Annotated in this window: 22 protein-coding genes and 1 tRNA gene; 19 read left to right on the top strand and 4 right to left on the bottom strand. The window is 66.3% G+C overall.

Going from position 1 to position 25,529, the window contains the following annotated elements:
- Window positions 1-35 precede the first annotated feature (35 nt).
- Window positions 36-935 carry a DUF3027 domain-containing protein gene (locus IEX69_RS18355; RefSeq protein ID WP_085018869.1) on the top strand — a complete coding sequence of 300 codons (900 nt, stop codon included), beginning with the start codon at window positions 36-38 and terminating at the stop codon, window positions 933-935.
- Window positions 936-1,022: 87 nt separating this feature from the next.
- Here IEX69_RS18355 and serC read toward each other — a convergent pair whose 3' ends face one another.
- Window positions 1,023-2,138: a phosphoserine transaminase gene (gene serC, locus IEX69_RS18350; RefSeq protein ID WP_085018870.1), complete on the bottom strand. Its 1,116-nt coding sequence runs from the start codon at window positions 2,136-2,138 to the stop codon at window positions 1,023-1,025.
- A 90-nt stretch (window positions 2,139-2,228) separates the two neighbouring features.
- Here serC and IEX69_RS18345 point away from each other — a divergent pair, with 90 nt between their 5' ends.
- From IEX69_RS18345 to IEX69_RS18330, 4 genes are all read left to right on the top strand, one after another.
- Entirely contained in the window at window positions 2,229-2,921 is a 693-nt protein-coding gene (locus IEX69_RS18345; protein ID WP_085018871.1) for an iron-dependent transcriptional repressor DtxR, read from the top strand.
- Window positions 2,922-3,133: 212 nt separating this feature from the next.
- Window positions 3,134-4,171 (top strand): C40 family peptidase, encoded by a 1,038-nt coding sequence (locus IEX69_RS18340; protein WP_174604407.1) that lies wholly within the window; start codon window positions 3,134-3,136, stop codon window positions 4,169-4,171.
- A gap of 369 nt (window positions 4,172-4,540) precedes the next feature.
- A complete protein-coding gene (locus IEX69_RS18335) occupies window positions 4,541-5,044 on the top strand; it encodes an HNH endonuclease (protein ID WP_085018873.1) in 504 nt (167 codons plus the stop codon).
- 33 nt (window positions 5,045-5,077) lie between these two features.
- A tRNA-Arg gene (locus tag IEX69_RS18330) sits at window positions 5,078-5,149 on the top strand.
- Window positions 5,150-5,207: 58 nt separating this feature from the next.
- Here IEX69_RS18330 and IEX69_RS18325 read toward each other — a convergent pair.
- A complete protein-coding gene (locus IEX69_RS18325; RefSeq protein ID WP_157127105.1) occupies window positions 5,208-5,663 on the bottom strand; it encodes an Arm DNA-binding domain-containing protein in 456 nt (151 codons plus the stop codon).
- 511 nt (window positions 5,664-6,174) lie between these two features.
- Between IEX69_RS18325 and IEX69_RS18320 the strand changes: the two genes are divergently transcribed.
- The 7 genes from IEX69_RS18320 (at window position 6,175) to IEX69_RS18290 (ending at window position 14,429) form a co-directional block, all read left to right on the top strand.
- Window positions 6,175-7,590 carry a DUF8370 family protein gene (locus IEX69_RS18320; RefSeq protein WP_085018874.1) on the top strand — a complete coding sequence of 472 codons (1,416 nt, stop codon included), beginning with the start codon at window positions 6,175-6,177 and terminating at the stop codon, window positions 7,588-7,590.
- A gap of 28 nt (window positions 7,591-7,618) precedes the next feature.
- Window positions 7,619-8,560 (top strand): hypothetical protein, encoded by a 942-nt coding sequence (locus tag IEX69_RS18315; protein WP_157127106.1) that lies wholly within the window; start codon window positions 7,619-7,621, stop codon window positions 8,558-8,560.
- An 833-nt stretch (window positions 8,561-9,393) separates the two neighbouring features.
- Window positions 9,394-11,505 carry an NB-ARC domain-containing protein gene (locus IEX69_RS18310; protein ID WP_174604408.1) on the top strand — a complete coding sequence of 704 codons (2,112 nt, stop codon included), beginning with the start codon at window positions 9,394-9,396 and terminating at the stop codon, window positions 11,503-11,505.
- A 145-nt stretch (window positions 11,506-11,650) separates the two neighbouring features.
- Window positions 11,651-12,115: a hypothetical protein gene (locus IEX69_RS18305; RefSeq protein WP_085018877.1), complete on the top strand. Its 465-nt coding sequence runs from the start codon at window positions 11,651-11,653 to the stop codon at window positions 12,113-12,115.
- Window positions 12,116-12,621: 506 nt separating this feature from the next.
- Window positions 12,622-12,894, top strand: a complete 273-nt coding sequence (locus tag IEX69_RS18300; RefSeq protein WP_085018878.1) for a hypothetical protein — start codon at window positions 12,622-12,624, stop codon at window positions 12,892-12,894.
- 375 nt (window positions 12,895-13,269) lie between these two features.
- Window positions 13,270-13,845 carry a helix-turn-helix domain-containing protein gene (locus tag IEX69_RS18295; RefSeq protein ID WP_085018879.1) on the top strand — a complete coding sequence of 192 codons (576 nt, stop codon included), beginning with the start codon at window positions 13,270-13,272 and terminating at the stop codon, window positions 13,843-13,845.
- A 2-nt stretch (window positions 13,846-13,847) separates the two neighbouring features.
- Window positions 13,848-14,429 (top strand): hypothetical protein, encoded by a 582-nt coding sequence (locus IEX69_RS18290; RefSeq protein WP_085018880.1) that lies wholly within the window; start codon window positions 13,848-13,850, stop codon window positions 14,427-14,429.
- An 18-nt stretch (window positions 14,430-14,447) separates the two neighbouring features.
- Here the strand turns inward: IEX69_RS18290 and IEX69_RS18285 are convergent, their stop codons facing one another.
- Complete coding sequence (locus tag IEX69_RS18285) at window positions 14,448-14,855, bottom strand: VOC family protein (protein ID WP_085018881.1); 408 nt, start codon at window positions 14,853-14,855, stop codon at window positions 14,448-14,450.
- A gap of 94 nt (window positions 14,856-14,949) precedes the next feature.
- Window positions 14,950-15,645 (bottom strand): helix-turn-helix transcriptional regulator, encoded by a 696-nt coding sequence (locus IEX69_RS18280; RefSeq protein ID WP_085018882.1) that lies wholly within the window; start codon window positions 15,643-15,645, stop codon window positions 14,950-14,952.
- A 113-nt stretch (window positions 15,646-15,758) separates the two neighbouring features.
- Between IEX69_RS18280 and IEX69_RS18275 the strand changes: the two genes are divergently transcribed.
- The 7 genes from IEX69_RS18275 to IEX69_RS18245 all read left to right on the top strand — a co-directional run bounded on the left by IEX69_RS18275 (window position 15,759) and on the right by IEX69_RS18245 (window position 25,528).
- Window positions 15,759-17,330 (top strand): fibronectin type III domain-containing protein, encoded by a 1,572-nt coding sequence (locus IEX69_RS18275; RefSeq protein ID WP_174604409.1) that lies wholly within the window; start codon window positions 15,759-15,761, stop codon window positions 17,328-17,330.
- Window positions 17,331-17,594: 264 nt separating this feature from the next.
- Window positions 17,595-18,617: a LacI family DNA-binding transcriptional regulator gene (locus tag IEX69_RS18270; protein WP_085018884.1), complete on the top strand. Its 1,023-nt coding sequence runs from the start codon at window positions 17,595-17,597 to the stop codon at window positions 18,615-18,617.
- 44 nt (window positions 18,618-18,661) lie between these two features.
- Window positions 18,662-19,927 carry a sugar ABC transporter substrate-binding protein gene (locus IEX69_RS18265; protein ID WP_085018885.1) on the top strand — a complete coding sequence of 422 codons (1,266 nt, stop codon included), beginning with the start codon at window positions 18,662-18,664 and terminating at the stop codon, window positions 19,925-19,927.
- A gap of 95 nt (window positions 19,928-20,022) precedes the next feature.
- The gene (locus tag IEX69_RS18260) at window positions 20,023-20,994 is read left to right on the top strand and encodes a carbohydrate ABC transporter permease (protein WP_217348672.1); all 972 of its coding nucleotides are present in this window, start codon (window positions 20,023-20,025) and stop codon (window positions 20,992-20,994) included.
- Window positions 20,991-21,809: a carbohydrate ABC transporter permease gene (locus IEX69_RS18255; protein WP_085018886.1), complete on the top strand. Its 819-nt coding sequence runs from the start codon at window positions 20,991-20,993 to the stop codon at window positions 21,807-21,809. Before IEX69_RS18260 ends, IEX69_RS18255 begins: the two co-directional genes overlap by 4 nt.
- Window positions 21,810-21,813: 4 nt before the next feature.
- Window positions 21,814-23,748, top strand: coding sequence for a glycoside hydrolase family 127 protein (locus IEX69_RS18250; RefSeq protein ID WP_229756454.1), 1,935 nt, complete (start codon window positions 21,814-21,816; stop codon window positions 23,746-23,748).
- Between the two features lie 76 nt (window positions 23,749-23,824).
- Window positions 23,825-25,528 carry an amylo-alpha-1,6-glucosidase gene (locus IEX69_RS18245; RefSeq protein WP_174604410.1) on the top strand — a complete coding sequence of 568 codons (1,704 nt, stop codon included), beginning with the start codon at window positions 23,825-23,827 and terminating at the stop codon, window positions 25,526-25,528.
- Window position 25,529 lies beyond the last annotated feature (1 nt).

Raw genomic sequence — 25,529 nt, 5'->3', positions numbered from 1 at the left:
ATGGGGATGCGCCTCTGACGACCGAGGGTACTGAGGTGACTGCGGCCGCTGACACGGCGGATGCCGCCGAGCTCGGCGACGCGGCGGAGGCTGAGGCCCCGACCTCGGGTGATGAGCCCGCCGAGTCGGAGCCGACCGGGTCCTCGAAGACCGACGCCCCGGAGGGCGAGGCCCCCGACGAGTCCGCCGAGCCCGCTGAGGCGGAGGTCGTCGAGGGCGATTCCGACGCACAGGAGTCCGACCAGGACGACTCCGACGAGCAGGTCGAGGAGACCGAGGTCGAGGTCGTCGTGTACGAGCCCGACCCGGTGCTGCTCGAGTCGGTGGAGCTGGCCCGGGCGGGCCTGCGGGAGATCACCGACGACTCCACCATCGGCGACGTGGTGGGCTTCCAGGCCCAGGGCGAGCACGTGCTGAGCATCCACTTCGCGACCACGCTCCGGGGATACCCAGGGTGGCACTGGACCGCGACCCTGGCCCGCGTCGACGACGGCTCTGAGCCCACCGTGCTCGAGACCGAGCTCCTCCCCGGCGAGGACGCGCTGCTGGCGCCCGACTGGGTCCCGTGGTCGGAGCGGCTCGCCGAGTGGCGAGCGGCCCAGGCCGCAGCGGCAGAGGCTGCGGCGGAGGAGGAGCCCGAGGAGTCCGACGACGAGTCGGAGGAGTCCGACGACGCCCTCGACGAGGATTCGCTCGACGATGACGACTCCGACGACGACGATGACGACTCGACGGACGATGACGACTCCGACGACTCGGACGACGACGAGGACTCTCTCGACGACGACGCGCTCGATGACCTGGACGAGGACGACCTCGTCGACGACGTCCTCGACGACCTGGACGACCTCGACGACGAGGCCCTCGACCCGGACGCCGCGTCCTCGCCGGAGGACGCTGCCTCGAGCTCTGACGAGGCCGACGACCGCCCGTAGGCCGCTCTTCATCATGGAATACAGGAAAGCCCCGCAGATATCGCGGGGCTTTCCTGTATTCCGTGACGAAGCGACGGCGCTGACGCCTCAGCCGAGATGCGACACCACGTACTCGATGCAGGAGATCAGCTTGCGCACATCCGCCGGCTCGATGGCGACGAAGGTCGCGATCCGCAGCTGGTTGCGGCCGAGCTTCCGGTAGGGCTCCGTGTCGACGATGCCGTTGGCGCGCAGGGTCTTCGCCACGGCCGCAGCGTCGATCGCGTCGTCGAAGTCGATGGTCACGACGACCTGCGAGCGGTGGTCGGGCTCCGAGACGAACGGGCGAGCGTAGTCGACGCCCTCCGCCCAGGCGTAGAGCGCGTCGGACGACTCCTTCGTGCGGGCCGCGGCCCAGCTGAGTCCGCCGTTCGCGTTGATCCAGGAGATCTGCTCGTCGAGCAGCACCAGGGTCGAGACCGCGGGGGTGTTGAGGGTCTGGTTGAGCCTGGAATTGTCGACCGCGTTCTTCAGGCTGAGGAACTCGGGGATGTAGCGGTCGGACGCGGCGATCCGCTCGACACGCTCGATCGCCGCGGGGGAGAAGAAGGCGAGCCAGAGTCCGCCGTCGCTGGCGAAGTTCTTCTGCGGGGCGAAGTAGTAGACGTCGGCCTCGGCGGGGTCGACGAACGCGCCGCCCGCAGCGCTCGTGGCGTCGATGACGGTGAGGGCGCCCTCGTCGCCGTTCACGCGGCGGACGGGCGCCATCACGCCGGTGGAGGTCTCGTTGTGCGGCCAGGCGTAGACGTCGACGCCGTCCACCACCTCGACCTCGGCGCGCGACCCGCCCTCGGCGGTGATCACGTGCGGCTTCTCGAGCCAGGGGGCGCCGGCGGCCTTGGCGAACTTCGACCCGAACTCGCCGAACGACAGGTTCTCGGCACGCTTCTCGATCAGTCCGAAGGCGGCCGAGTCCCAGAACGCGGTCGAGCCGCCGTTGGCGAGGAGGACCTCGTAGCCGTCGGGCAGGGCGAAGAGGTCGGCGAGCCCGGAGCGCACCGAGCCGACGAGATCCTTCACGGGGGCCTGGCGGTGGCTCGTGCCGAGGAGGGAGGCGCCACGCGTGACGAGAGCCTCGAGCTGCTCACCCCGGACCTTGGAGGGCCCGCAGCCGAATCGGCCGTCGATGGGCAGGAGGTCGCGCGGAATCTCGATGGTCGCCATGCGGTTAATAGTATCGACGGCGCTTCCGCTTCCTGTGCGCCGGAAACACTAGGCTGTCAGCGATACGCGTCTGACGGCGAGGAGCTTTTCTTGACAGACCTCATCGACACCACCGAGATGTATCTCCGCACGATCCTCGAGCTCGAGGAGGAGAACATCGTGCCGCTGCGCGCGCGCATCTCCGAGCGGCTGGGGCACTCGGGCCCGACGGTGTCGCAGACCGTGGGGCGCATGGAGCGCGACGGCCTCGTCGTCGTGTCCGGCGACCGCCACCTCGAGCTCACGGAGCCGGGCCGCCGCAAGGCCGTGTCCGTGATGCGCAAGCACCGGCTGGCCGAGCGGCTGCTCAGCGATGTCATCGGCCTCGACTGGGAGCTGGTGCACGAGGAGGCATGCCGCTGGGAGCATGTGATGAGCGAGCAGGTAGAGCTGCGCATCCTCGACATGCTCGACCACCCGCGGGAGTCGCCCTACGGCAACCCGATCCCGGGCCTCGACGCCTTCGGCGAGGAGGCGACCGCCCCCTTCACCAAGGGCGTCGTCAACATCGTCACGCTGGTCCACGGCGCCGTGGGTCCGCAGCGGAAGACGATCCGCCGACTGGGCGAGCCCGCGCAGACCGACCCCGAGCTGCTCCTGCAGCTCAAGCAGTCGGGAGTGGTGCCGGGCAACACGGCCGCGTTCTCGTCCGCCGGCTCGTACGTCCTGGTCGAGGTGGACGGGTTCGAGCAGGGCCTGGAGCTGCCGAACGAGGTCGCGAGCCACATCTTCGTGGGCGTCTGAGACATCGGCTGTTACCAAAACGTTAAAAACTGGCGTGTTGAGATGACAAGTCCCATCTCGTCGCGTATGGTCTTTCGAGTCTGATCGGTCTTCCGGCCGATCCATGACGACGTCGAGGCACTTCCATGTCCCCGTCCCTCGACGACTTTGAGCACACGACTACGGTGCGGATGGGGATGGACTGGGGTCCAGGAAGTGCCGGAGGAAACAACTTGGCATCTGCTGGAGACGCGCTCGACCCGACGAGCACCGACACCACCCGCGCAGCCCACGGCAGCGCGGCCGACCAGCCCCTCACCCGCCGCGAGCGTCGCGAGCGCGAGGCGAGGACGACGGCAGGAACGGATCGCGGCAACGCGATCGTCCTCTCGTCTAAGGCGACCGCCGTCGTCCGTTCTGCTGCGGCGACGACCGCCGCTGCGTCCGCACACCGCGCTCCGGTCGCCACGGCCACGCCGTCCGTCCCGGTGGCGAAGGAGCCCATCGCGGCGAGCAGTGCCGTGGTCCCGGCCGCGTTCAGCGCGCGCCAGCAGCGCGCCCGTCTTCGACTGCCGCGCAAGCGCACCGTCGCCGCCGGCTTCGTCATGGCGCTCGCCGCGGGCATGTTCGCGACGACCGCCCTCCCCGCCTACGCCTACGGCGGCGGCGGCAGCTTCGACCCCGAGGCGACGTCGACCGCGTTCGGCGAGGACCAGACGCTTCAGATCCCCAACGCCACCGCGATCCTCACCGTGAGCCGCGACGGCTACACCGCCCCGACCCCCGAGGAGCTCGCGGCGGCGGAGCAGGCCGCCCAGGCTGCGGCGCAGGCTGCGCTCGACGCCGAGCGGGCCGCCGCTGCAACGCCGGCGACGTCCGGGAGCAGCGCCTCGCGGTCGCCCTTCGCGGTCACCCCGCCGTCCAGCGCGTACAGCGGTGCCGCCGTCGTCGCGTATGCCCAGCAGTTCGTCGGCGTGGTGCCCTACGGCACCGGCAACTCGCCCGACACGAGCTTCTCCTGCGACGGCCTCACCCAGTACGTCATGGGCGCGTTCGGCATCAGCCTCCCGCGCGGCGTCTCCGCTCAGGCGGCGCTCATGGTGCAGATCGATCCCGCCGACGCTCAGCCCGGCGACTTCCTGGTCTACCCGGGTCAGCACATCGGCATCTACGCCGGCGGCGGCATGATGATCGACTCGCCCGACTGGGGTCGCTACGTCGAGTACCGCGGCATCTGGGGCTCGCCCTACTACGCCCGCTACGTCGGCTGATCCCCTCGGCTCGTCGTCCGACCCCCTCCGAGGTCGGGTGTAAACACTTCGTTACGCACCCATGAATCCGCGCGGTGTGCGCCCTCGCCCGCATCCGTGTGGGTTATGGTGTCCCTGATCATCTTTCGAGGATCAGGAGAGCCCGATGATACGCCGCACGACCATCCGCACCACGGAATGCGTCGCGCTGCGAATCCGCAGGCACACGAGTGGACTGTGTCAGAGCCAGATATCTGAGCTCTGCATGTAAGGCGCTGTCATGTCGACAGCGCCTTTTTTGTTGCCCCCTCGCACTCCTCGAGCCTCGAGAGACGGTGTGTGAATCGTCGAGCACCCGCAAGCCGTGCGGGAGTCTTCGAAAGGGAGAGCATGCGAACACTGGTCCTCAACGCAGGGTACGAACCGCTCGGTGTGGTGTCGTTCAAGCGAGCACTCGTCCTCGTGATGAACGACAAGGCGAGGGTGCTGGAGCGGGATGACGAGCATCCCGTGCACGGCATCGACGACGACTACGATCGTCCGGCGGTCATCCTGCTCACCCGCTACGTGCGGGTGCCCCTCAACCGGATGATGCCCGTCACCCGCCGCGGTGTCCTCCGCCGCGACGGGCAGCGCTGCGGCTACTGCGGCGCCTACGCGTCGACGATCGACCACGTGCAGCCGCGCTCCCGTGGCGGCAAGGACAGCTGGGAGAACCTCGTCGCCTGCTGCCTGCGCTGCAACAACATCAAGGGCAACCGCACCCCCGCAGAGATGGGATGGTCGCTCCGCTTCGAGCCGGCCATGCCCTACCAGGCGGGCTGGACGGTGAAGGGCGCCGAGCGGGCCGAGCCCGCCTGGGCGGACTACCTGTCGCTGCCCGCCGCCGCCTGACCCCGGGCCGAACCCGGTAGAGTGGCGGGGTCAGCCTCTGTAGCTCAATGGAAGAGCAGTTCCGTCCTAAGGAAAGGGTTGGGGGTTCGAGTCCCTCCAGGGGCACCGTTTTGCGAGGCCTCAGGTCCCTGTAATCACGCGGATCTGGGGCCTTTCGCCTTCTCTAGAAGACGGCGTTTGCCCACATTTTGCCCACACTTGCGGCTCTTGCAGCCTCTTGCACGTGCGCCCGAATCACCACTGAGGGCGATCGACGGCCCGCAAGCTCGCTCACCCAGACCTGCACCTCGGAAGGCACAATGGTGGAGATCTCGCGGTGCCCCCATCGCTCTGACACATGCACGCCCCACGCGGTCTCAAGCAGCTTCGATGACGAGGGCTTCAGCACCAACTTCGAGCGCAGCCACAACGGAGCGAGGTCGCCGACCGAGACGCGCGCCAGCGCCGGATCGATGTAATCGCCGGTCGCCTTCGACACGGTCACCGAGGCGAGGAACAGCTCGGCCTCGCGCTTGGTCTTGAAACCCCGCTTGTCCGTCTGGGTGTGATCCGGTTTCCGGTATCGCACGCGATATCGCTTGCCCTGCGCGGTGCTGTAAGGGGTTACGGTTCCCGCCATCTCTAGCCACCTCAACTTCTCCGCTGGCCACGGCGCCAAGCGTAATTGCGGCCGTGGTTCGACGCTTATCCCTTCGGTCAATTCTGTTAGGTACGAGAGACATTCGAGTGGCGCCAGTAGGGGGGGGCATGTATTGGTCCCCTGAGCATAGAAGCAGATTCCGCGTGTGACTCCGGATCCAGTTTCGCGTTCGGCTCGATGTTCGTGGGTGTTCCATTACCTATTCCTCGGGCGGGAATAGGTAATGGAACGGTTTGTCCCTCTTCTCGCCTGCGCTACCGCCACCCCCGCGCTGGGCGCGCTTCCCAACCTCCCCCGAACATCGTTGCTGTCTGACGGAGGTTGGGAAGTAAAGGAGTGGCGGTAGCGCAGGCGAGAAGAAGGCCGAAGGAGTGGCTGGACATGCGAGGAGGGCAACAATGTGACGTTCGTAGGTGAGGCTCTACCGATAGATTGTGCAGCAGGGGGGTGAAGTGTGAGGTTTACAAGCTACTTCGCCGTCGAGCCAAACGTGGACGATGACTGGTTCGATTGCGAGCTGACTACAGACACGCCCTTGTACGTCGATCCTTTTCTGGTATTTGAAGACGCCGACTCTTACTGGGCAGAGACGAGGCAGACCGTCATCGACTTTTTCAGTCTCGCACTCAGCTTCGTGGACGCAGCCGATGGCGACGTGACCTCACCGCACTACCTCAAAGCGGTGCGGATGCTCAAGTTCCCTGAGCCAAGCGAGTTCGCTCTCGGTCTTTCGATGGGGCATCCGAAAGGATCTGGCGCCGGTTTCACCTACGCAGGCAAGATGGCGGCTGCCTTGGACCTGCTCTCTCACCGCGGAGTTGCTCAGGTGCAGCACATTCAGGCCTTCGCCTTGTTCTGTGAAGGACTTGGCGTTGATCGCATCAGCGACATCTTCTGCGACATCGTGAAGGCAAAGTTCATCGAGTACACCCAGGCAGTTGCGGCTCGCCACGAACTCATTCTTGAGGAGGTGCCTGTCCGGGCCGCGCGATGGAATCGGACGACTGGGCGCTGGGACCACATGCGCGCTCGCTTGCCGAGGAGCCCGGTCACGCGTGAGGGCGTGCTCCTGGTCCCCGTGCGCTTTCTCAAAGACATTCCCGTCGTCACACCCGAATCGTTTTGGACTTGGGCTGATGCAGGGGTGGGTGATGTGCTTCGCCAGGAACTCAACTACGAACTGAATTTAGAACTGACGAAAAACGAGCGAAAAGAGGCAGCCTATAGGGCAGCTCGAATGCGCCCAGACCTTGTAATGGACTATCTCCAGGTCGTGTCTGAGACCGATAACGAGCCGTACGACATAGAAGCCGACCCTAAGCTGCTCGTCGAGTGGGCGGAAGTTGGGCGGGAGGCAGCAGCTAAGCAAGTTCCGATCGCAAAGCTCAGCGATGAGTCTGAGTTTGCGAGTTGGGTGGTTGGACTTGCCAAAGAATTCCAGCATGCCGTAGAAGAGACGGACCTGTGGAAGGCGCTCTGGGACGAAGACCTGCGCAAGTATCGTCCGGAGAAGATCGTTCAGGCCATCGCGGGGATGTTGTTCGCAGCGCATTGCAGGAATGCAGACGTCGATCTCACCAGGGAGAGCAACCTTGGTCGTGGCCCCGTCGATTTCAAGTTTTCGCAAGGCTGGAGAAAGCGAGCGCTGCTAGAAGTCAAGCTCATTCCGAGCACTCATTTTTTCACGGGCATTTCGAAGCAGCTGCCCCAGTACATGACCACCGAAGGCGCCTCAGTTGGGGTTTACCTCTGTGTGGGGTACACCGACAGGGACTTCTCGCCCGAGCGGCTCCAGCCGATCGAAGACACGCTCCGGAAGTTGCGAGAAGACTCGGGCTGGTCACTCGAAGTCATCTACGTCGATGCGCGGATTACCAACAAGGACTCAGCGTCAAAGCTGAGATAGTCCACTCACAATAAGTCGAGGTTGAAGCATGAGTTCTGGATTCAGGTCCCTGCCCGATGAGATCAAGGCTGAGATCGACAGCCTCGGGGAGGCGCAGTTTGTATTCGGCGCTGTCAAGAACTTCTCTGAGCAACTACTGGCTGACTGGACTCGTCGACTTGAGCTCGAGGAAGTGGATGACGAAGCCTGGATAGCTCTACCTCCCGCGTCGACGGGGCGCTGGTCTAGATGGAACATCACTGGTCGCGAAATCGTTCGACGTGATTTGCCGAAGGTATTTCGCTCATGGACCATCGAAGCGCCTGACTTCAGCGGAAGCGGCACGCATCCGATCACGCATTCCCGAGACGTGTTTCAGAAGCAACGTCTATTCGGTCAGCAGATTGAGGCAGCAGTCACACGTCGTAGCGAGCCTCGAGATTCGCTAGTTGGAACTGTTCTGTTGACCCTCCCTGCGCCGTATGACGATGAAGCCGAGCAGGCATACCTCTATGCCGCGTCACTCGCCCGCACATGGTTTGGGTCGGCTACGGCGTACAGCATCGACGAGACAGGCATTCCGCTAGTTCCAGACCGCCACGTCAGCTGGGACTTTCTTCCTGATGGCACGGTCGAGGACATTCGAGAGGCGGTCGAAAGGAAGTTCGGCGGATCGGCACTCCCACAGGAAATAGAGATCATCATCGACCGGCTACAGAAGGTCCAGTCACTTGGGCCAGAGAAGCGCCTTGTTGGTACCTCGGGTCTACAGCGCTATATCGGATACTTGTTCGGCGACAACTTCGTCGCGTTCGAGAACCCACGAGTCGGGAACGCGCTATACCTGCTATATGGCGATTGGGAAAGCCTGAGCCAGCTGTCGCGATCGGAGCTGCTGTCATCGCGCCAAGGTGAGTTCGATCGCATTATCCACACGTCGCGCTGGTTTGAGCGACTCCGGGTGGCTGTTTACAACTACCGGCATGGCTGAGAAGTGAATGTCGTTGGGACGGCGCTCGGCATCGTCAGCAGGGAACTCGCGGGCCCGATCCGAAAGGCGTATCACTGGCCTGACGATAGGGGGGGCGACCAGTGGTAGGGCTGGCAGAGGATCTTGCTGAATGGCCGTTAAGATCTAGCAGACTCGCCCGAAAGCCGCAGTCTCACCGGACCGGCGGTTCACGCAACTCCTAATGCCTCGATACCCCGCTCAGCGGGCCCAGCGGCGAGGCCAACTTTCCCTTCCATACCGATCTGAGAACCCACCTAGACCATGTCTGTTCGCGCAACGACAAAAGTGCGATTTTGATCCTGCGCGACTGAACACGATGTCGGTCGACTTCCTTGTGGCCGGTGGCATCTGGTAGACATTCAGCGGGGGTAGCAATGACGTTCAATGCCACGAGACTTACCTGCTTTGCACTTATCTCAGCCATAGAGACGGACGCGAGAGCGGCGTGGATCGAGGTCCAGGCCGGACACTCGCTACAGCTACCAGAGAACAAGAAATCGAAGGCAGCCGACCGGCTCGCGCACGATCGCGGGTTGGGGGCTCGAGTAGCTGACGAGTCGCTCGTCGATTACCTGGATTTCGCGGATGCGCACGAGCTCCTACTCGCCAATAAGAATCTGCTCGGCCCGCAGCTATTGGACTCGCTGTCCGAGGTGGCAGGCCGTCTAGGTGCAATTTCGAGGACACGAAATCGGGTCGCGCACACCAGGCCACTCGAGATTGACGACCTCCCTCTTCTGCATGATGTGTCACAGACGCTTGTGAGACGTGCGCCCGATTCTTGGGCCACTACTCAGCAGACTCTCCAGAAGGTGTCGAACGACCCGTCCTCTGTCCTGGGTCTCACGATCAAGCTCCCTACAGACCCGATTGATGAACCATTCCATAACCTTCCAGTGCCCGATTTTGATGAGACTGGCTTCCTCGGGCGCGCTGCCGTTCTACGTAAGATCAAGCGATACATCCTGGGTTCGTGGCCGGCCATTTCTATCCTCGGTGATGGCGGCATCGGCAAGACCGCGATCGCGCTAAAGGCGGCATACGATCTACTCGATGATCCGAAATCGGACTTTGAAGCGATTGTGTGGGTTACGGCCAAAAACCAAGCGCTCACAGTCAACGAGATTGAAAGAATCTCGACGAGTATTCAGAACAGCCTCGGTATGTTCTCCGAAGCAGCTCGAGAGTTGGGTGCAACTAGTAACACTGACCCCATTGATGAGCTGCTGTCCTACATGACCGAGTTTCGCGTTCTGCTGGTTCTCGACAACCTGGAGACTGCGACAGACGCTCGGCTACGCGAGTTCCTCAGGGAAATTCCTCGTGGCTCGAAAGTGTTGATGACGAGCAGAATTGGTGTACACAAAGAGAACGACGTCAAGCTCGATCCCTTGACCTTCGATGAGTCGCGAGCGTTACTGCTTAACCTGGCCCAAGGGCGCAATGTGAAGCTGCTTCAGGACCTTGACGAAGCAGGTAGGAACTCGTTGATTGAGAAACTCAAGGGTCACCCGCTGTACATCAAGTGGGTGGTTTCGGGAGTTCAAGCTGGCAGGCGCCCGACAGACATGATCGCGTCGAATCAACTCTTACTCGACTTCTGCATGTCGAACGTCTACGACGGACTGGGCAAGGGCGCTCGCCGGGTTCTCCAGTCGATGCAAGTTCTTCGGGGTGTGCGTTATCAAGGCGAACTCGCATTCGTTAACGATCTAAACGCGACCGACATCCAGAAGTACTTGCTAGACCTGATGCGAAGCAACTTTGTGAGTATGACGCATGCATCGGGCTACGACTCTGACGCTGGCTACGAAGTTGGCGACTTTGCGCATCAGTACCTCGCGGGAAAGCAACCTGTCCAGGACGATTTTCGCTCCCGGGTGCTCTCGAAGAACGAGCGTCTGATGGAGCTAAGCCTTCGAATGCAGCGCACAAGCGCACAAGCCATCCGTCGGTATGACCCGTTGTCAGTCGATATCCGCGACCATCATGACGCACCGGCTGCAAGGCTCCTGGTTAGGGCAATCCGCGAGACGAAGGCATCTCATCTGGATCGGGCGGTTCAGACGTGCGCTGAAGCGCATGCATTATCTCCTGGTTACTACGAGACCCGACGGGTCGAGGGCTACATTCAAACGCTCAGGCGTGATTATGCAGCTGCGCGAACCGCCTACGAATTAGCAGTTGAGCTGGCAAGTGGGCCCGCGAAAGCGATTGCGCTCTACCATCTGGGCTCGTTCTTGGATGTCGAGGGAGTCGAGCCATGGGCCGCGCTTGCAGCGTTTTCAGACGCGGCGAGACTTGATCCGGACAGTTGTGCAATCTTCTTACGCATTGCAGCATGCCAGTTCGTATTGGGAAATTACCTGCTCACACTCGGTTCGATCGCAGCATTGATCAAGAAGAGTCCGACGAGCGAGCAACTTGAACTGGCCTTCCTCCTGTGCCTTCGATCGATAGTATTCGGCTCGGAAGTGGCGCTTACGAAGGGCGACATAGCCGCCGGACTAGAGATTATCGAGACCGGACTTGCTCTGATCCAAGATTTCTCGCAGGACCGCTTTGGATCAATCTCGGATGACTGGTTGATTCACATTTCAGACGTGTGCACCCGCTTCTCAGCAGCTTCTGTGGGGAGTAGCTACCTACAGAAGCAAACTGAAGGGCTAGCGGTGATCGCCCAATCGAAGATCTCACGTGCTGCTGAAAGCGGGAGAGTTACGGGACTGATCGAGACGCTGCCGGTCGATCAGAGCTATGGCTTCATCCGGTTCCGGTCCGAGTCCCTCTTTTTCCATGTCAACGATCTGATTGATCGCCGAGACTGGCGACAGCTCCAGCTCGGCAATTTGCTTGCGTTCGAGGTGGAGTTCGACCCCTCCAAAGGCAGGTCCCGAGCTCGCAAGGTTCGTGCACTGTTGTGAGGTGAATCCGACGACTGAGATTGGGTGCAGCCCGGTCTACTCCCATTAGTAAGCAGCGCTTGGTCGATGCATACGTGGTGCACCGGGTCAAGCTTCAGTTGTTTGCGACGAACATGGGTCATGTCGGCGACGAGAGGATTGTCAGGTGGATGCTTACGCCCAGTACGCCCGGTGGCGTCAACTCCGGCCTATGGGCCTAGCAAACCGGCGTCTCGTGGCCATGCTCGGTGACTTCTTGTTCGAGACCTCCAGTGCTGAAGATGAGTCACGGCGGATTCTGGAGATCCTCCACGCTGCGGCGAAGGATGTGCTGTCGGGCAGAGACCTCGCATCGCTTAAAAGGTTCACCAGCGAGCACAATCGTGATCAGCGCAAGTCCGAGAGCGTCGAGGAGACGCACGTCTCGTGGGGGCGCATCGATCTGCTTTCGCACAAGATCATCCGGCTCCGAGCTCAAACGATCTCCCGAATGGACCCCGAGTTCGTCGAGAACCTTACCTCGCTGGACCGAATGTTCGCCACGACGCACGCGCTACGCAGATTTCGAAACCTGGTGGATCACCGCGCCCCTAGCGATGGTGGGGCGGCTGCAGTTTTACCGGCACGGTGAGAACACCGTCACGCCGCGAATGATTTGGGGTTGGACTGATGTGGCAGCCAGTTATTGGTCGAATCTCACGACTACTACAAGTGCGGTCTCCATGGCCACCGGCGTTGAGACGCCCGCGTCGCGATTAGCGACCGCATCTCATCCACTGCAATGGCCCCCGGCCAACGTCTCCATCCACGGACTGCGCGTGATGAATGATAGTGGGATCCCGGTTTCGCAGCAGCAACTAAGCCGGGCGAGAAGCGAATGGACCGGCTTTGTCTGCCGATGGAGCAGGACGCGGCTTCGCGGCTGACGGCAGCCGAGAGCAGAGCCCGACTAGCAGCGTGGCTGCCGGCGACCGGCAAACGCGCACGATCGCCCGTGTACTTAACGGGTCGCCGTATAGCGCCAGATCGAACCTGGTCAGGGTTTCAGCGCGGCCACCCAGAAGCCCTTCCGCCAGTCCATCGCCCACGGCGATACCGAAGCCCAGGTCCGCGGAAGCGTTGCCGGACGAAATCCGGATGGCACGGATCCGCGACACCTGGACAGTCTTCCGACGACGAGCGACCCTGTTCTATGCCGGCCGCACCCTCACCGGCAGCATTGTGTTGCTCGTCGAGACCGACGCTGCCCTGCTCGTCTTCGACGACCAAGGAGCCCAGCATCGAGCACGCGTGGCCGGCTCCCGGCACCAGGTACGTCGGCAACGGGCGGCCGCCGGGGCCACGCGGACCCAGCGCAGCTCAGTGAGTGTCACCGATGTTTTGAGACAGGAAGTGTTACCGATGTCCTGAGGCAGAACTGTTACCCATGTTTAAAGACATCACATTTTCACTGCGTCCGAGGCTGCGTCCCGTGCCCACATTTTGCCCACAATTGGTCTCCAAACAGCCTGATTCAGGGTCGTTGACGTGATCCAAGAACCGCGAAAACACCTGGAAGTTGCGAGTTTGCGGCGGTGTTGCGGAGCCGCCTAACGAGTTCGAGTCCCTCCAGGGGCACCCTGTGACGAGACGCACCAGAGAGAACAACTGAGTCGCGATCTCACGAGATACGAATGAAGAGCCCGGCCGTCGGCCGGGCTCTTTCTCTGCGTGTGCCGAAACTCCTGCCCATGGCGGAGCCGCCTGAGATTATGATGTCAGGGACATATTGGAGGTGACGCGCTGATGGCCAACGCATCGACGCTCGTGCGCGCTGCGCGCAAGAGCAGGCGGCTCACCCAAGACCAGCTCGCCGAGCGTACGCGTATCGACCAGGCGGCTGTCTCTCGGTCGGAGCGCGGCCGTGATGCCGAGTTCAGCACCGTTGATCGCCTGCTTGCAGGCACAGGCCATCGGCTCTATTCCGCGCCGACCCGTCGCGACGACGCTGCGACCGTAGCTGCGGAGATCCGGCAGCGGCTCCGTGACGGAGACAAGGATCGTGCACTGCGCGCGCTGATCCAGCTGAGTGACAACCTCGTCGCGGAACGGGGTCTTGTTCGCGGCGTTCTCGGCCTTGCTGAGCCGGAGACGACGGCGGATCCTGTGTGGGACGCGGCTCTTGCGGCGGTCGTCGCGTGGCGTCTCCGCGAAGAAGGGCTTCCGACACCGGATTGGGTGGACGCTCCGAGCCGGTTCGTTCGCGAGTCCCGCGGTCTCGAGGTGGATGCCGCCGATCCTCTTCCGCCCGACTCCGAGGTGCCCGAGGAGTTCGCCAAGCGGGGAGTGCTGGTCTGGCGGGATACCTTCGCGAGCGTCTGATCGTGGCCACCGCACTGGAACGCGATGACATCATCGTCGGCCTTCGCGACCTCGTGGACGAGCTACGGGATGCCGGGGAGGTCGCGGGGATCCGATTGGTCGGCGGCGCCGCTTTGGCCCTCCGCTACTTCGACCGTGGAGTCACTCAAGATCTCGACTCGCTCCACGTCCACCCCGGGAGCGACGCTGCGGTCGAGGCTGCCGCGGCAAGAGTCGCCGAGCGCCGCGGCTGGGACCCGGCTTGGCTGAACTTCGAAGTCACCCGCGCAGATGCGCTGCCCACACTCGGTCGTGTAGTCGAGTGGGAGAGCGTCTACGACGAACATGGGATCGTCATCGAGGTCGCGGCGAAGGAAGCGCTGCTGGCCATGAAGCTGCGGGCCAATCGTCCTGGCCGGGATACCCGCGATATCCGCCTTCTCCTCGGGCTCTGCGCCATGACATCCCTTGCTGAGGCCGAGGAGTTGTATGAAGACTTCTATCCCGGTGACAGCCTCAGCGATCGGGCCATCCACATGGTCAACGCGATCCTTGCGGATGGACCGATCAAAGCGCCCGAAGCCCCGCCACGGCCCGTGATCTGAAGCGGCCGCACCCCGCGCTCATTCGGTGAAGAGTGCGAACTTCGCGATCGCCTCCGGGGTGGCGGGGGTGAAGAGGTTGACGAGGTTGCCGTCCGGGTCGCGGAGGAGGAGCGAGCGGTTGCCCCAGGGCATCAGCGTGGGCTCGTTCACCCACGAGTCGATCACGTCTCGGAGGCGGGCGTAGTCGGCGTCGACGTCGGGGGAGAGGAACTCGATGATCGCGGAGCGGTTTTGCGCGGGCTCCGCGGCACCCGGGGCGAACGCCGGGACGGTGCGGGTGCTGCCGATCGCGAGGGTCACGGAGGGGGTCGTCAGCTCGGCGAAGACGTCGGCGGTGCGGACGGCGGTGCCGTCGGTGATCAGCTCGTAGAAGTCGGCGAGGCGGGCGACGTCGTCGGTGATGATGCGGATGGACACGAAGTTCATGGGTGGTTCCTCGGTTCAGACGTCGAGACCGTCTCGACCCGACCAGCCTCGCCGAGGCCCGCGACACCGTCCTGTCGGAGTTTCCCGCGGGATCTCAGAGCGTGAGCGGCTCGAGGGTTCCGTACACGATGTCGATGTCCTCCGCCGTGAGCGTTCGCGGGGGCGGCGTCTCGGTGGTGACCGCGACGTCGAGGATGCGGTCGATCCGGAAGGCGCGGAGGCCGTCGCGCAGCCTGCACCACGCGATGAGGTACCAGGCTCCGCTGCGCTCCACATAGCCGAGCGGCTCGATCTCACGGCTGGTGCGGGTGCCGGCGCGGTCGCCGTACGCGATCCGCAGGACGCGTGGATGGGCGACGGCGTCCGAGATGAGGCGCGGGACCCTGGCCTCGGCCACGTCGTCGCGCAGGAAGTGGACCCGCGCCGCGAGGTCGCGCGCGGCCTGCGCGTCATCGCCGCGCATCGCGAAGACGAGCTTGCGCAGCGCCGTCTCCGCCGCGGGACGGAAGGGGGAGTCGCCCATCGACTGCAGTGCGACCGCCATGGCGGCCGCCTCCTGCGGGGTGAAGTTGAGCGGCGGCAACGTGTGCTCGCGCGAGACGCAGTATCCGCCGGTCCTGCCCGGCTCGGCGTAGATCGGAGTGCCGGCCTGCTGGAGGGCGCTGACGTCGCGCTCGATCGTCCGGACGCTGACCTCGAACCGCTCGGCCAGCCACCGCGCGCTCCGCGGACGCGGCGCGACCGCGCGGAGCTCCTCCACGAGGGCGTAGAGCCGGTCGGTCCTGTTCATCCTTCGACCGTAGGGGACGTCGGGTGGATGTGTGCCCTCGTGGAGGAGGGGTCCTGACCCCTATGCTGTCGTCGAATCCGCATCACCGGGAGATGGGGAGTGAGGGGGTCGTGGTGAGCGAACGTCTCAGGGCATCGGCGATGCGCCGGCTCGTCGGTGCGGGTGGGGTGACGGCGCTCGCGGTCTCCGCGCTGCTCTTCGGAGCGGTGGGTGCTCCGGTGCAGGCTGCCGAGATGCAGGCCGCCGAGGTGCAGGCCGTCGTAGCTGATCCGCAGGCGCATCCGGACATCCCCGTCACGCTCCTCACCTCGGAGACGGGCAGCTACCTGCCCCGCGTCGAGGTGAGCATCAACGGGAGCGCCCCCATCCCGATGATGATCGACACCGGGACGAACTTCATGGTCGTCTTCCCCGGCTCGATCGTGGACCCGACCACCCCCGTGATCGACACCGGCATCGCGCAGGGGATCAACTACGACGGCTCGGCCGCATCCGGGACCATCGCCCGCGCGCAGGTCGAGGTCGGGGGAGTCGTCACGACGCCCGGAGACGTCGCGTTCCTCGACGCCACCTCCTGCACCCCGCACTGCCTCGGCTACCAGGATGGCATCGGGGGAGTCATCGGGATCGGTCAGAGGCTGTCCGACAAGCACGACGGGGGCGATCCTGCGAACGCGCTCTATTCACCCTTGGCGCAGCTGACGCCCGAGCTGAGTGCGGGATTCACGGTCGACTTCATGAGCGCGGACCCGGTGATCCGCCTCGGCGCTCCCGCCGACGCCGGTGAGACCGACACCGTGCTCTACCGCGAGCAGGACGGCGACCTCTTCTACCCGAACGGTCAGCCGGTGTACTTCGAGCCCGAGGTCTGCTGGACCATCGTCTACGGCTCCGATTCCGCCAGTGCCTGCAACGACACCGTCTTCGACACAGGGCAGAGCGGCGGGATGATCCGCGGCGATCAGTTCCTGCCGCTCGTGGATCCGGTGCACTCCACGCCCGAACCGGGATCGGGGGCACTCCTCGTCGGTCTGCTGAAGACGGGCGCGACCGTGGTCTGGTCGAGCTCGACCGACGCCGAGCCGTACGCCGAGATGGTGGAGCCCGGGGTCGCGCCGTTCAAGTACGGCCTCTTCTCCGCCGATGCCGAGGACACCTTCAACTCCGGCAACGGCTTCTACCTGAAGCACACCATCGGCTTCGACAACGACACGGGCGAGGTCGTCATCAGCGCCACCGCGGGCACCCCCACGGGCCCGCGCGACGTGCGGGCCGAGGCGGGGGACCAGTCCGTCGTCGCCCACTGGAAGGCGCCCGAGGATGCGGGCGGCTCCGCGATCACGGGGTATGCGGTCCGCGTCACGCCGGTGGGAGGCGGCGCCCCGGTCCTCGTGAACGCCGACGCGCAGGCCGACCACCTGAGGGTCGACGGCCTCACGGGCGGACAGGCGTACTGGGTGTCGGTCGCGGCCGTGAACGACGTCGGCGCGGGTCCGCGCGTCCGGGCCGACGGGCAGGTCGTCCCGTCGGGTGCGACCACGCCGCCGGCGACGGCCGCGGCGTCGCCCGCGCTGGCGAACACGGGCGACGAGACGGCCTCCGGGATCGCCGCTGTCGCGTTCGTGCTGGCCGCCGCGGGCGTGGGTCTGCTCGTCCTCCGTCGCGGTCGCCGCCGCACGTCCTGAGCCCGCGCCGTCCGCGCCGCGTCGCCCGGGTCTGCGTTCGCGGGCGCAGTGCGCGAACCCAGACCACGGCACGGCGCTGACCACTACGCCGAGCGGCGCGCAACCGCCCCTCCCGGGTGAATCGAGGGGCGCCTTCTCGCCGTTCGGCGACCGCGGTCCCTCGACGACCGCCTCCCCACGCGGGTCTTGCGCTCCGGAACTCGGGGCGTTATCGTCGAACCGGTTCGAATCGAACCGGTTCGACGCTAGGACGATGGAGACCTCATGGTGACGATCGGAGACGTGGCCCGCGTCGCGGGAGTGTCTCGGAGCACGGCGTCGTACGCGCTCTCGGGCAAGCGCTCCATCTCGCCGGAGGTCCGTGAGAAGGTCGAGGAGGCCGTCCGCAGCCTCGGCTACACGCCCAACGCCGGCGCCAAGGCCCTCGCCACCTCCCAGACCAAGGTCATCGGACTCCTGGCACGCTTCCTCGAGGACGAGTTCGCGCCTGCGATGCTGCAGTACATCCTCGGGGTCACGAACCAGGCCCGCGAGCGCGGCTACGACACCCTGCTCCTCACCGACGAGGACGGCGTCGCCGCTCTGAAGCGCATCTCCAACTCGCGGATGGTCGACGGCTTCATCCTCCTCAACGTCGCCGAGAACGACGACCGGCTCGACATCCTCCGTCAGGCACCCCAGCCCGGATCCCTCGTCGGCCTCCCCGGCGATCCCACCGGCATCGATGCGTTCGACCTCGACTTCGTGGCGGCGGGGCGGCTCATGGTGGAGACGCTCCACGAGCTCGGCCACCGCTCGCTCATCCTCGTCTCGCAGCCGGAGCACGTGCTCGAGCGCGGGGGAGCGTACGTCTGGCGCCTGGCCAACGCGGCCGAGCAGCGTGCCGCCGAGCTCGGCATCGAGCTGCACCACCACTTCGGATCCTCGAGCCAGCCGGAGATCGGGCGAGAGCTCGAGCAGCTGCTCGACGAGCATCCGTCGGCCACCGGCCTGCTGCTCAACAACGAGGCGGCGGCCGCCGCCCTGCCCAACGTGCTGCACTCGCGGGGGCTGACGGCGCCGGCCGACATCTCGGTCATCGGCCGCTACTCCGACGACTTCGCTCGCACGTTCTCTCTCCCGTACTCCGCCATCGACAGCGCCGCCGACGACCTCGGCCGACGCGCGGTCGAGCGCCTGATCTCCCGCATCGACGGCACCGTCGACGCGGCCACCACCGTCGTCGATCTGCTCGCGCCCCGGATCGACGATCGCGGCAGTACAGCCGTACCGCCATCCCGTCACTGACACCACGAGGTCCGGTTCCCCGGACGTGTTCAAGGAGGAACATCATGATCATCAAGACGATTCGAGGGCCGCTCGTCGTCGCAGTCGCGGCGCTGGCCGTCGGCGCTCTCGCCGGCTGCTCGTCGTCCGGCTCCGGCGGCACCGCGTCGTCGGACTCCGCCGGCGGCACCTACACCTGGTGGGACCCGTACCCGCAGCACGAGGACGGCTCCGACTGGGCCAACCGGGTCCAGGCCTGCGGCACGGAAGCCGGGGTGACGATCCAGCGCACCGCGTACGACACCACCGCCCTGACCAACCAGGCGCTCCTGGCAGCACAGGAGGGCACGGCGCCCGACATCATCCTTCTCGACAACCCCGCCGTGTCGACCCTGGCCGAGACCGGGATGCTGACCACCACCGACGACCTCGGACTCGACACGTCCGACATCGACGCCAACCTCCTCGCCGCGGGCGAGCTGGACGGCAAGGACTACGGCATCCCCATCGGGGCGAACACCCTCGCGCTCTACTACAACGCCGACATCCTGTCCGCCGCCGGCGTCGACCCGGCGTCGATCACCAGCTGGGCCTCGCTCACCGACGCGCTCGCCAAGGTGACCGCCGCGGGCCACAAGGGCATCACCTTCGCGGGGATCAACACCGAGGAGGGCTCGTTCCAGTTCCTCCCGTGGTTCTGGGGCGCCGGCGCCGACCTGACGAAGCTCGACTCGCCCGAGGCGGTCAAGGCCCTCGACCTCTGGACCGACTGGGTCAAGAAGGGGTACGCGCCGCAGTCCGTGATCAGCAACTCCCAGAACACGTCGTGGGAGGAGTTCCTCACCGGCGACTTCGCGTTCGGGGAGAACGGCACGTGGCAGGTGAACAGCGCCGCCGACCAGCCGTTCAAGACCGGCGTCATCGAGCTCCCCGCCGAGACGTCCGGCGTCGCGCCCGCACCGACCGGCGGCGAGTTCATCACCGCGCCCGTGCAGAAGGACACCTCCCGGTACGAGACCACGAAGAAGATCATCGACTGCATGACGACGCCCGAGGGCTTCGTCGAGACGGCGAACACCTTCGCGTACTACATCCCGCCGACCAAGGACGGCCAGGACAAGCTGCTCGCGGAGCACCCCGAGCTCGAGACCTGGGTCTCCGCGGTGCAGGCCGCGAAGGGGCGGACGAGCGACAACCTGGGGACGGACTACCCGCTGATCTCCGAGCAGCTGTGGACCGCCGTGCAGAGCGCGCTCTCCGGGGCCTCCTCGCCCCAGGATGCGCTGACCGCTGCCCAGCAGGCCGCGTCCTCCGCGACGAACGGCAAGTGACGTCAGGTGCCGGGGTGGGTGGCTCCTCCCTCCCGCCCCGGCACCTGATCAACCCCACGACGACGTCGATCGACGACAGAAGCGAAGGAGAGATGATGGCGATCTCCACCGCGCCGGCGGCCCCGCCGACGCGACCCGCCCCGACGAAGGCGGACGCCGAGCCCCGGCGTCGCCGCGCCGGCCGGCTCCAGGGCTCCCGGTGGATCGCGGTGGCGTTCGCCGCCCCGCTGGTGATCTACCTGCTCGCGTTCTACGCGTATCCGCTCATCCGGAGCATCGACCTCAGCGTCCACGACTACACGGTGCGCGCCTTCGTCCAGGGCAACGCCGAGTTCGTCGGCCTCGACAACTACGTCACCGTCCTCACCTCGCCGCTGTTCGGGCAGGCGCTCGCGAACACCGCCGTCTTCGTCGTGGCGTCCCTCGTCTTCCAGTACGCGATCGGCCTGGCGCTCGCGGTGTTCTTCCGCAACAGCTTCCGGCTCAGCGGGGTGCTGCGAGCGCTGTTCCTCGTCCCCTGGCTGCTTCCCCTCATCGTCTCCGGCTCGACCTGGGCCTGGATGCTCAACAGCGACAACGGCGTCGTCAACTCCGTGCTGCAGGCGTTCGGCCTCGGCCAGATCAACTGGCTGACCTCGCCGGACACCTCGATGCTCGCCGTGATCATCGCGAACATCTGGCTCGGGATCCCGTTCAACCTCGTGATCCTCTACTCGGGTCTCCAGAACATCCCCGCCGAGGTGTACGAGGCGGCCTCGCTCGACGGGGCCGGCCCGTGGCGGCAGTTCTGGAGCGTGACCTTCCCGCTGCTGCGCCCGGTCTCCGCCATCACCCTGCTGCTCGGGCTCGTCTACACGCTGAAGGTCGTCGACATCATCTGGATCATGACCAAGGGCGGCCCCGCCGACTCCACGACGACCCTCGCGATCTGGTCGTACCGGGAGGCGTTCGGCACCGGACAGCCCGACCTGTCGCCGGCCGCCGCGGTCGGCAACATCCTCATCGTCATCGCGCTGATCTTCGGCTTCGTGTATCTGCGCACCCAGCGCCGTCAGGAGTCGTCATGACCGCCCGCCGCCCGTGGTGGAAGACCGTGCTCGGCATCGTCTTCATCGCCCTGATGCTCTTCCCCGTGTACTGGATGGTCAACGTCTCGTTCACGAAGACGCAGGACCTCCGGCTCGATCCGCCGCACCTCTTCCCCTTCGACGCCACCCTCGACGGGTACACCGAGGTGCTGCGTCAGCAGCTGCCGAACCTCGGCACGAGCCTCCTCATCGGTCTCGGCTGCGTGGTGCTCACCGTCGTGATCGCGGCACCGGCCGGCTACGCCATCTCCCTGCTGAACCTCCGAGGCGGGCGCACCCTCAACTTCGTGCTGCTGGTCGCCCAGATGATCCCGGGCGTCGTGATGGCGATGGGGTTCTACGCCATCTACGTTCGGCTCGGCCTCCTCAACAGCATCGGCGGGCTGATCCTGGCCGACTCGACGATCGCGGTGCCGTTCGGCGTGCTGCTGTTCACCGCGTTCATGAGCGGCCTGCCTCGCGAGCTCCTGCAGGCGGCCCGCGTCGACGGCGCCGGTGCCTGGCGGACCTTCGTCTCCGTGGTGCTCCCGCTGAGCCGCAACTCCGCCCTCACCGTCGCGCTGTTCGCCTTCCTCTGGGCCTGGTCGGACTTCGTCTTCGCCTCGACCCTGGCGCGGAACTCCGACCTGAAGCCCGTCACCCTCGGCATCTACGCCTACATCGGCAACAACACGACGCAGTGGAACGCCATCATGGCGACCGCCGTCGTGGCCTCCATCCCCGCGGCGATCCTTCTCATCGTCGCCCAGCGCTACGTCGCCGCCGGTGTCACCGCCGGCGCAGTGAAGGACTGACGCCGTGACCCTGCCCACCAGCATCGCGCATCCGCTCTCGGACGCCGCGGCGGCCTGTGCGGCGCCGGTGCGGCCGACGAGGTCGGCGATCCAGGGCGTCGCCGTCACCGACGTCCAGCTCGACGCCGACGGCTTCTGGGGCCGACGCCAGGCGATCAACAGCGCCGCCACGCTCGAGCACTGCCTGCAGTGGATGGAGCGCCTGGGCTGGCTGGAGAACTTCGACCGCGTCGCCCGCGGCGAGGCCGCGCCTTCGCGTCCGGGGTGGCAGTTCTCCGACTCCGAGGTCTACAAGCTGCTCGAGGCGATGGCCTGGGACCTCGCGCGCACGCCCGACGCGGGGCTGGAGGCGACCTTCGATGCCCTGGTCGACCGGATCGGCGCCGCGCAGGACGACGACGGCTACCTGAACACCGCGTTCGGGCATCCGGGACGCCCGCCGCGCTGGTCCGATCTGGCGATGGGGCACGAGCTCTACAACGCCGGCCACCTGATCCAGGCGGGCGTGGCGCGCTTCCGCACGGGGCACGACGATCGTCTCGTCGAGATCGCCCGTCGTGCGGCGGATCAGATCTGCGAAGAGTTCGGGGAGGGCGGGCTGGATGCGGTCTGCGGCCACCCCGAGATAGAGGTGGCGCTCGTCGAGAGCGGGCGCGCTCTCGGCGAGCGTCGCTACCTCGAACAGGCGCGCCTGTTCATCGACCGCCGCGGCCGCGGCACCCTGCCCGTGCGGCCGCTGCTGTCGGCGGAGTACTTCCAGGACGACGTGCCCGTGCGGGAGGCGGCCGTCCTGCGCGGTCATGCCGTCCGCGCGCTGTACCTGACCGCCGGCGCACTCGACGTCGCGGTGGAGACCGACGACGACGAGCTGTTCGACGCCGTCACGCGCCAGTGGGAGCACACGGTCGCGCGCCGCACCTACCTGACAGGCGGCATGGGATCCCGGCATCAGGACGAGGGGTTCGGGGACGACTGGGAGCTCCCGGCCGACCGCGCCTACTGTGAGACCTGCGCCGGGGTGGGATCGATCATGCTCGCCTGGCGCCTCTACCTCGCCACCGGAGAGGTCCGATACGCCGATCTCATCGAGCGCACCCTCTTCAACGTGGTCGCCACCTCGCCGAGCGCCGACGGCACCACCTTCTTCTACGCCAACCCACTGCAGCAGCGGGAACCCGGCGCTCCCGCGGGCGACGGCGTGAACAGGCGCGCCGAAGGCGGCATCCGAGCCCCCTGGTTCGACGTCTCCTGCTGCCCGACCAACGTCGCCCGGACGCTGGCCTCCCTCGGCTCCTACGTCGCCTCGGTCGACACCGAGGGGCTCGCGCTGCTGCAGTACGCCGCGGGGGAGGTGCGCGCCGGCGGCTTCGTCCTGCGGATCGACACCGCCTACCCCGCCGAGGGGATCGTGCGCGTCCACGTCGTCGAGGCACCGGACGGGGTGCGTCGGCTGCGCCTCCGCATCCCCTCGTGGGCGCCGGATGCGTCGCTCCGGGTCGGGGACGGCGACCCGATGCCGGTCGAGCCCGGCTGGGCCGACGTGACGCGGAGGTTCGCCGCGGGCGACCGGGTCGTCCTCGAGCTCCCGACATCGCCGCGGTTCACCTGGCCCGATCCTCGCATCGACGGAGTGCGCGACACGGTCGCGGTCGAGCGCGGGCCGCTCGTGCTCTGCCTCGAGTCGACCGACCTGCCCGACGGGATCTCGCTCGACGACGTGCGTGCGGTCACGTCCTCGGCGCCGGTGGCCCACGGCGACGGGGCGCGGCTCACCGCCACCGTCGACGCACGGGAGACCGTCGACGGAGCGTTCCCGTACGGCTCGCGACGCCCCTCCGCCACCCGGACGGCTCCCCTCGACCTCGCGCTCGTCCCGTATCACCGCTGGGCCGAGCGCGGGCCGGCGACCATGCGAGTCTTCCTCCCCGTGGGGGAGTGACCCGCCCGAGCCGGTCCTCGCGTCCCTGGCCTCACCCGCCATCCGTCCCGCAGCACACCGTCTGGAGAGGTCCACCGTGACAGCACCGTCCCGCCTGTCGTTCGACATCCGCGAGATCCCGTTCAGCCGTCGCGGCGCGTGGTTCGACGTCTCTCCGGTGGTCGGCCTGCACACGATGCGCGAGCATCTGCACCTCGTGTCGCACCAGACCGGGATGCACCCGATCGTCCGCTTCGAACCGGACGCCGAGGCGCCCACGCTCGAGGCCTCGCCGGCGTGCCTCCGCTGGCGCACGCCCGAGGGAGCGGTCGAGGCCGTCTTCGAGGACGACAGCACTCTCCGGATGCGCGGACGCGGACTGGCGATGACGATCGCGGACGCGACCTCGGAGCTCACGCCCTTCACCGGGTCGTACCTCTTCCGCGACCCGGTCGACGGCGCCGCGGTCCTCACCTCCTACGAGACCGGACGACGGTACCGCGTCACCGTCGTGGCAGGGGAGATCGCCGTCACCGGGGCCGAGCTGCTGGGCGCGGGCGCCCGCTCGATCCTCGCGAGCGGGGCCGAGTGGGAGATCGCGATCGAGGAGTACGAGACCGCGCGAGCCCCGTACTCGGCTCGCCGGTCGTTCGACGACCTCGTGGCCGAGGTCGAGGCCGAGTTCGACGAGTACGTGGAGCGGGTGGCGCCCTGGCGGAGCGAGCGCTCACCCGCCGCCGCGGCGGCGAGCTACGTGCTCTGGTCGGCGACCGTGTCGCCGAAGGGGTTCCTCGAGCGCGAGTCGATCGTCATGTCGAAGCACTGGATGGACAAGGTCTGGAGCTGGGATCACTGCTTCAACGCGCTCGCCCTCGCACCCGGCCTGCCGCGCGAGGCCGTGGAGCAGTTCCGGGTCGTCTTCGACTTCCAGGACCCCTCGGGAGCGCTGCCCGACTCGGTCACGCACTCCGAGGTGCTCTACAACTTCGTGAAGCCGCCGATCCACGGATGGGCGCTCCGCAAGCTCCGCGCCTCCCTGGGCGCCCCGCTCACGCCCTCCGAGCTCGTCGAGATCTACGACGCGCTCGCAGCCTGGACCCGGTTCTGGCTCGACCGCCGACGAGTTCCCGGGCATCCGCTCGCTCACTACCAGCACGGCAACGACAGCGGATGGGACAACGCCACCACCTTCGACCGCGACCGCGTCATCGAGGCGCCCGATCTCGCCGCCTTCCTCGTGGTGCAGCTGGAGGCGCTCGCCGGCCTGGCGGTCGAGGTGGCGCGCGACCAGGACGCCGTGGGCTGGCGCGCTGAGGCGCGGTCGATCCGCGCGGCCCTGCTGGAGCTGTGGGACGGGGAGTCCTTCGTCGCTCGCGCGCCCGAGAGCGGGCGCGCGAGCACGACCACCTCGCTGCTGAACACCCTGCCCATCGTGGCGTCGCCCGAGCTCCCCGACGAGATCAACGGACTCCTCGCCGCGCGGATCGAACGGCACCTGACCGACTTCGGGCCCGCCACCGAGCTCGTCGACAGCCCGGAGTACGAGGCGGACGGATACTGGCGCGGACCCGTCTGGGCGCCGTCGACCGTGCTCGTCGAGGACGGCCTCCGGCAGGCGGGGGAGACCGCGCTGGCCGACCGGATCAGCGAGCGCTTCCGGCGCCTGTGCGAGCGCTCCGGCTTCGCGGAGAACTTCGACGCCCTCACCGGCGCGGGCCTGCGCGACCGCGCCTACACCTGGACGGCGAGCTGCTACCTGCTGCTGGCTCGGGAGGCCGAGGAGCGCGCCGCCGCGGGCTGAC

It is taken from the genome of Cnuibacter physcomitrellae (assembly GCF_014640535.1).
Taxonomy (GTDB): domain Bacteria; phylum Actinomycetota; class Actinomycetes; order Actinomycetales; family Microbacteriaceae; genus Cnuibacter; species Cnuibacter physcomitrellae.
This window is presented reverse-complemented; position numbering and strand designations above follow the sequence as displayed.

Bases quoted from the DNA above. Each gene is read 5' to 3' on its own strand.
- serC (WP_085018870.1), bottom strand. From the start codon at position 2,138: ATGGCGACCATCGAGATTCCGCGCGACCTCCTGCCCATCGACGGCCGA.
- IEX69_RS18335 (WP_085018873.1), top strand. From the start codon at position 4,541: ATGCGAACACTGGTCCTCAACGCAGGGTACGAACCGCTCGGTGTGGTG.
- IEX69_RS18325 (WP_157127105.1), bottom strand. From the start codon at position 5,663: ATGGCGGGAACCGTAACCCCTTACAGCACCGCGCAGGGCAAGCGATAT.
- IEX69_RS18315 (WP_157127106.1), top strand. From the start codon at position 7,619: ATGAGTTCTGGATTCAGGTCCCTGCCCGATGAGATCAAGGCTGAGATC.
- IEX69_RS18300 (WP_085018878.1), top strand. From the start codon at position 12,622: ATGGCACGGATCCGCGACACCTGGACAGTCTTCCGACGACGAGCGACC.
- IEX69_RS18295 (WP_085018879.1), top strand. From the start codon at position 13,270: ATGGCCAACGCATCGACGCTCGTGCGCGCTGCGCGCAAGAGCAGGCGG.
- IEX69_RS18285 (WP_085018881.1), bottom strand. From the start codon at position 14,855: ATGAACTTCGTGTCCATCCGCATCATCACCGACGACGTCGCCCGCCTC.
- IEX69_RS18280 (WP_085018882.1), bottom strand. From the start codon at position 15,645: ATGAACAGGACCGACCGGCTCTACGCCCTCGTGGAGGAGCTCCGCGCG.
- IEX69_RS18270 (WP_085018884.1), top strand. From the start codon at position 17,595: ATGGTGACGATCGGAGACGTGGCCCGCGTCGCGGGAGTGTCTCGGAGC.
- IEX69_RS18265 (WP_085018885.1), top strand. From the start codon at position 18,662: ATGATCATCAAGACGATTCGAGGGCCGCTCGTCGTCGCAGTCGCGGCG.
- IEX69_RS18260 (WP_217348672.1), top strand. From the start codon at position 20,023: ATGGCGATCTCCACCGCGCCGGCGGCCCCGCCGACGCGACCCGCCCCG.
- IEX69_RS18255 (WP_085018886.1), top strand. From the start codon at position 20,991: ATGACCGCCCGCCGCCCGTGGTGGAAGACCGTGCTCGGCATCGTCTTC.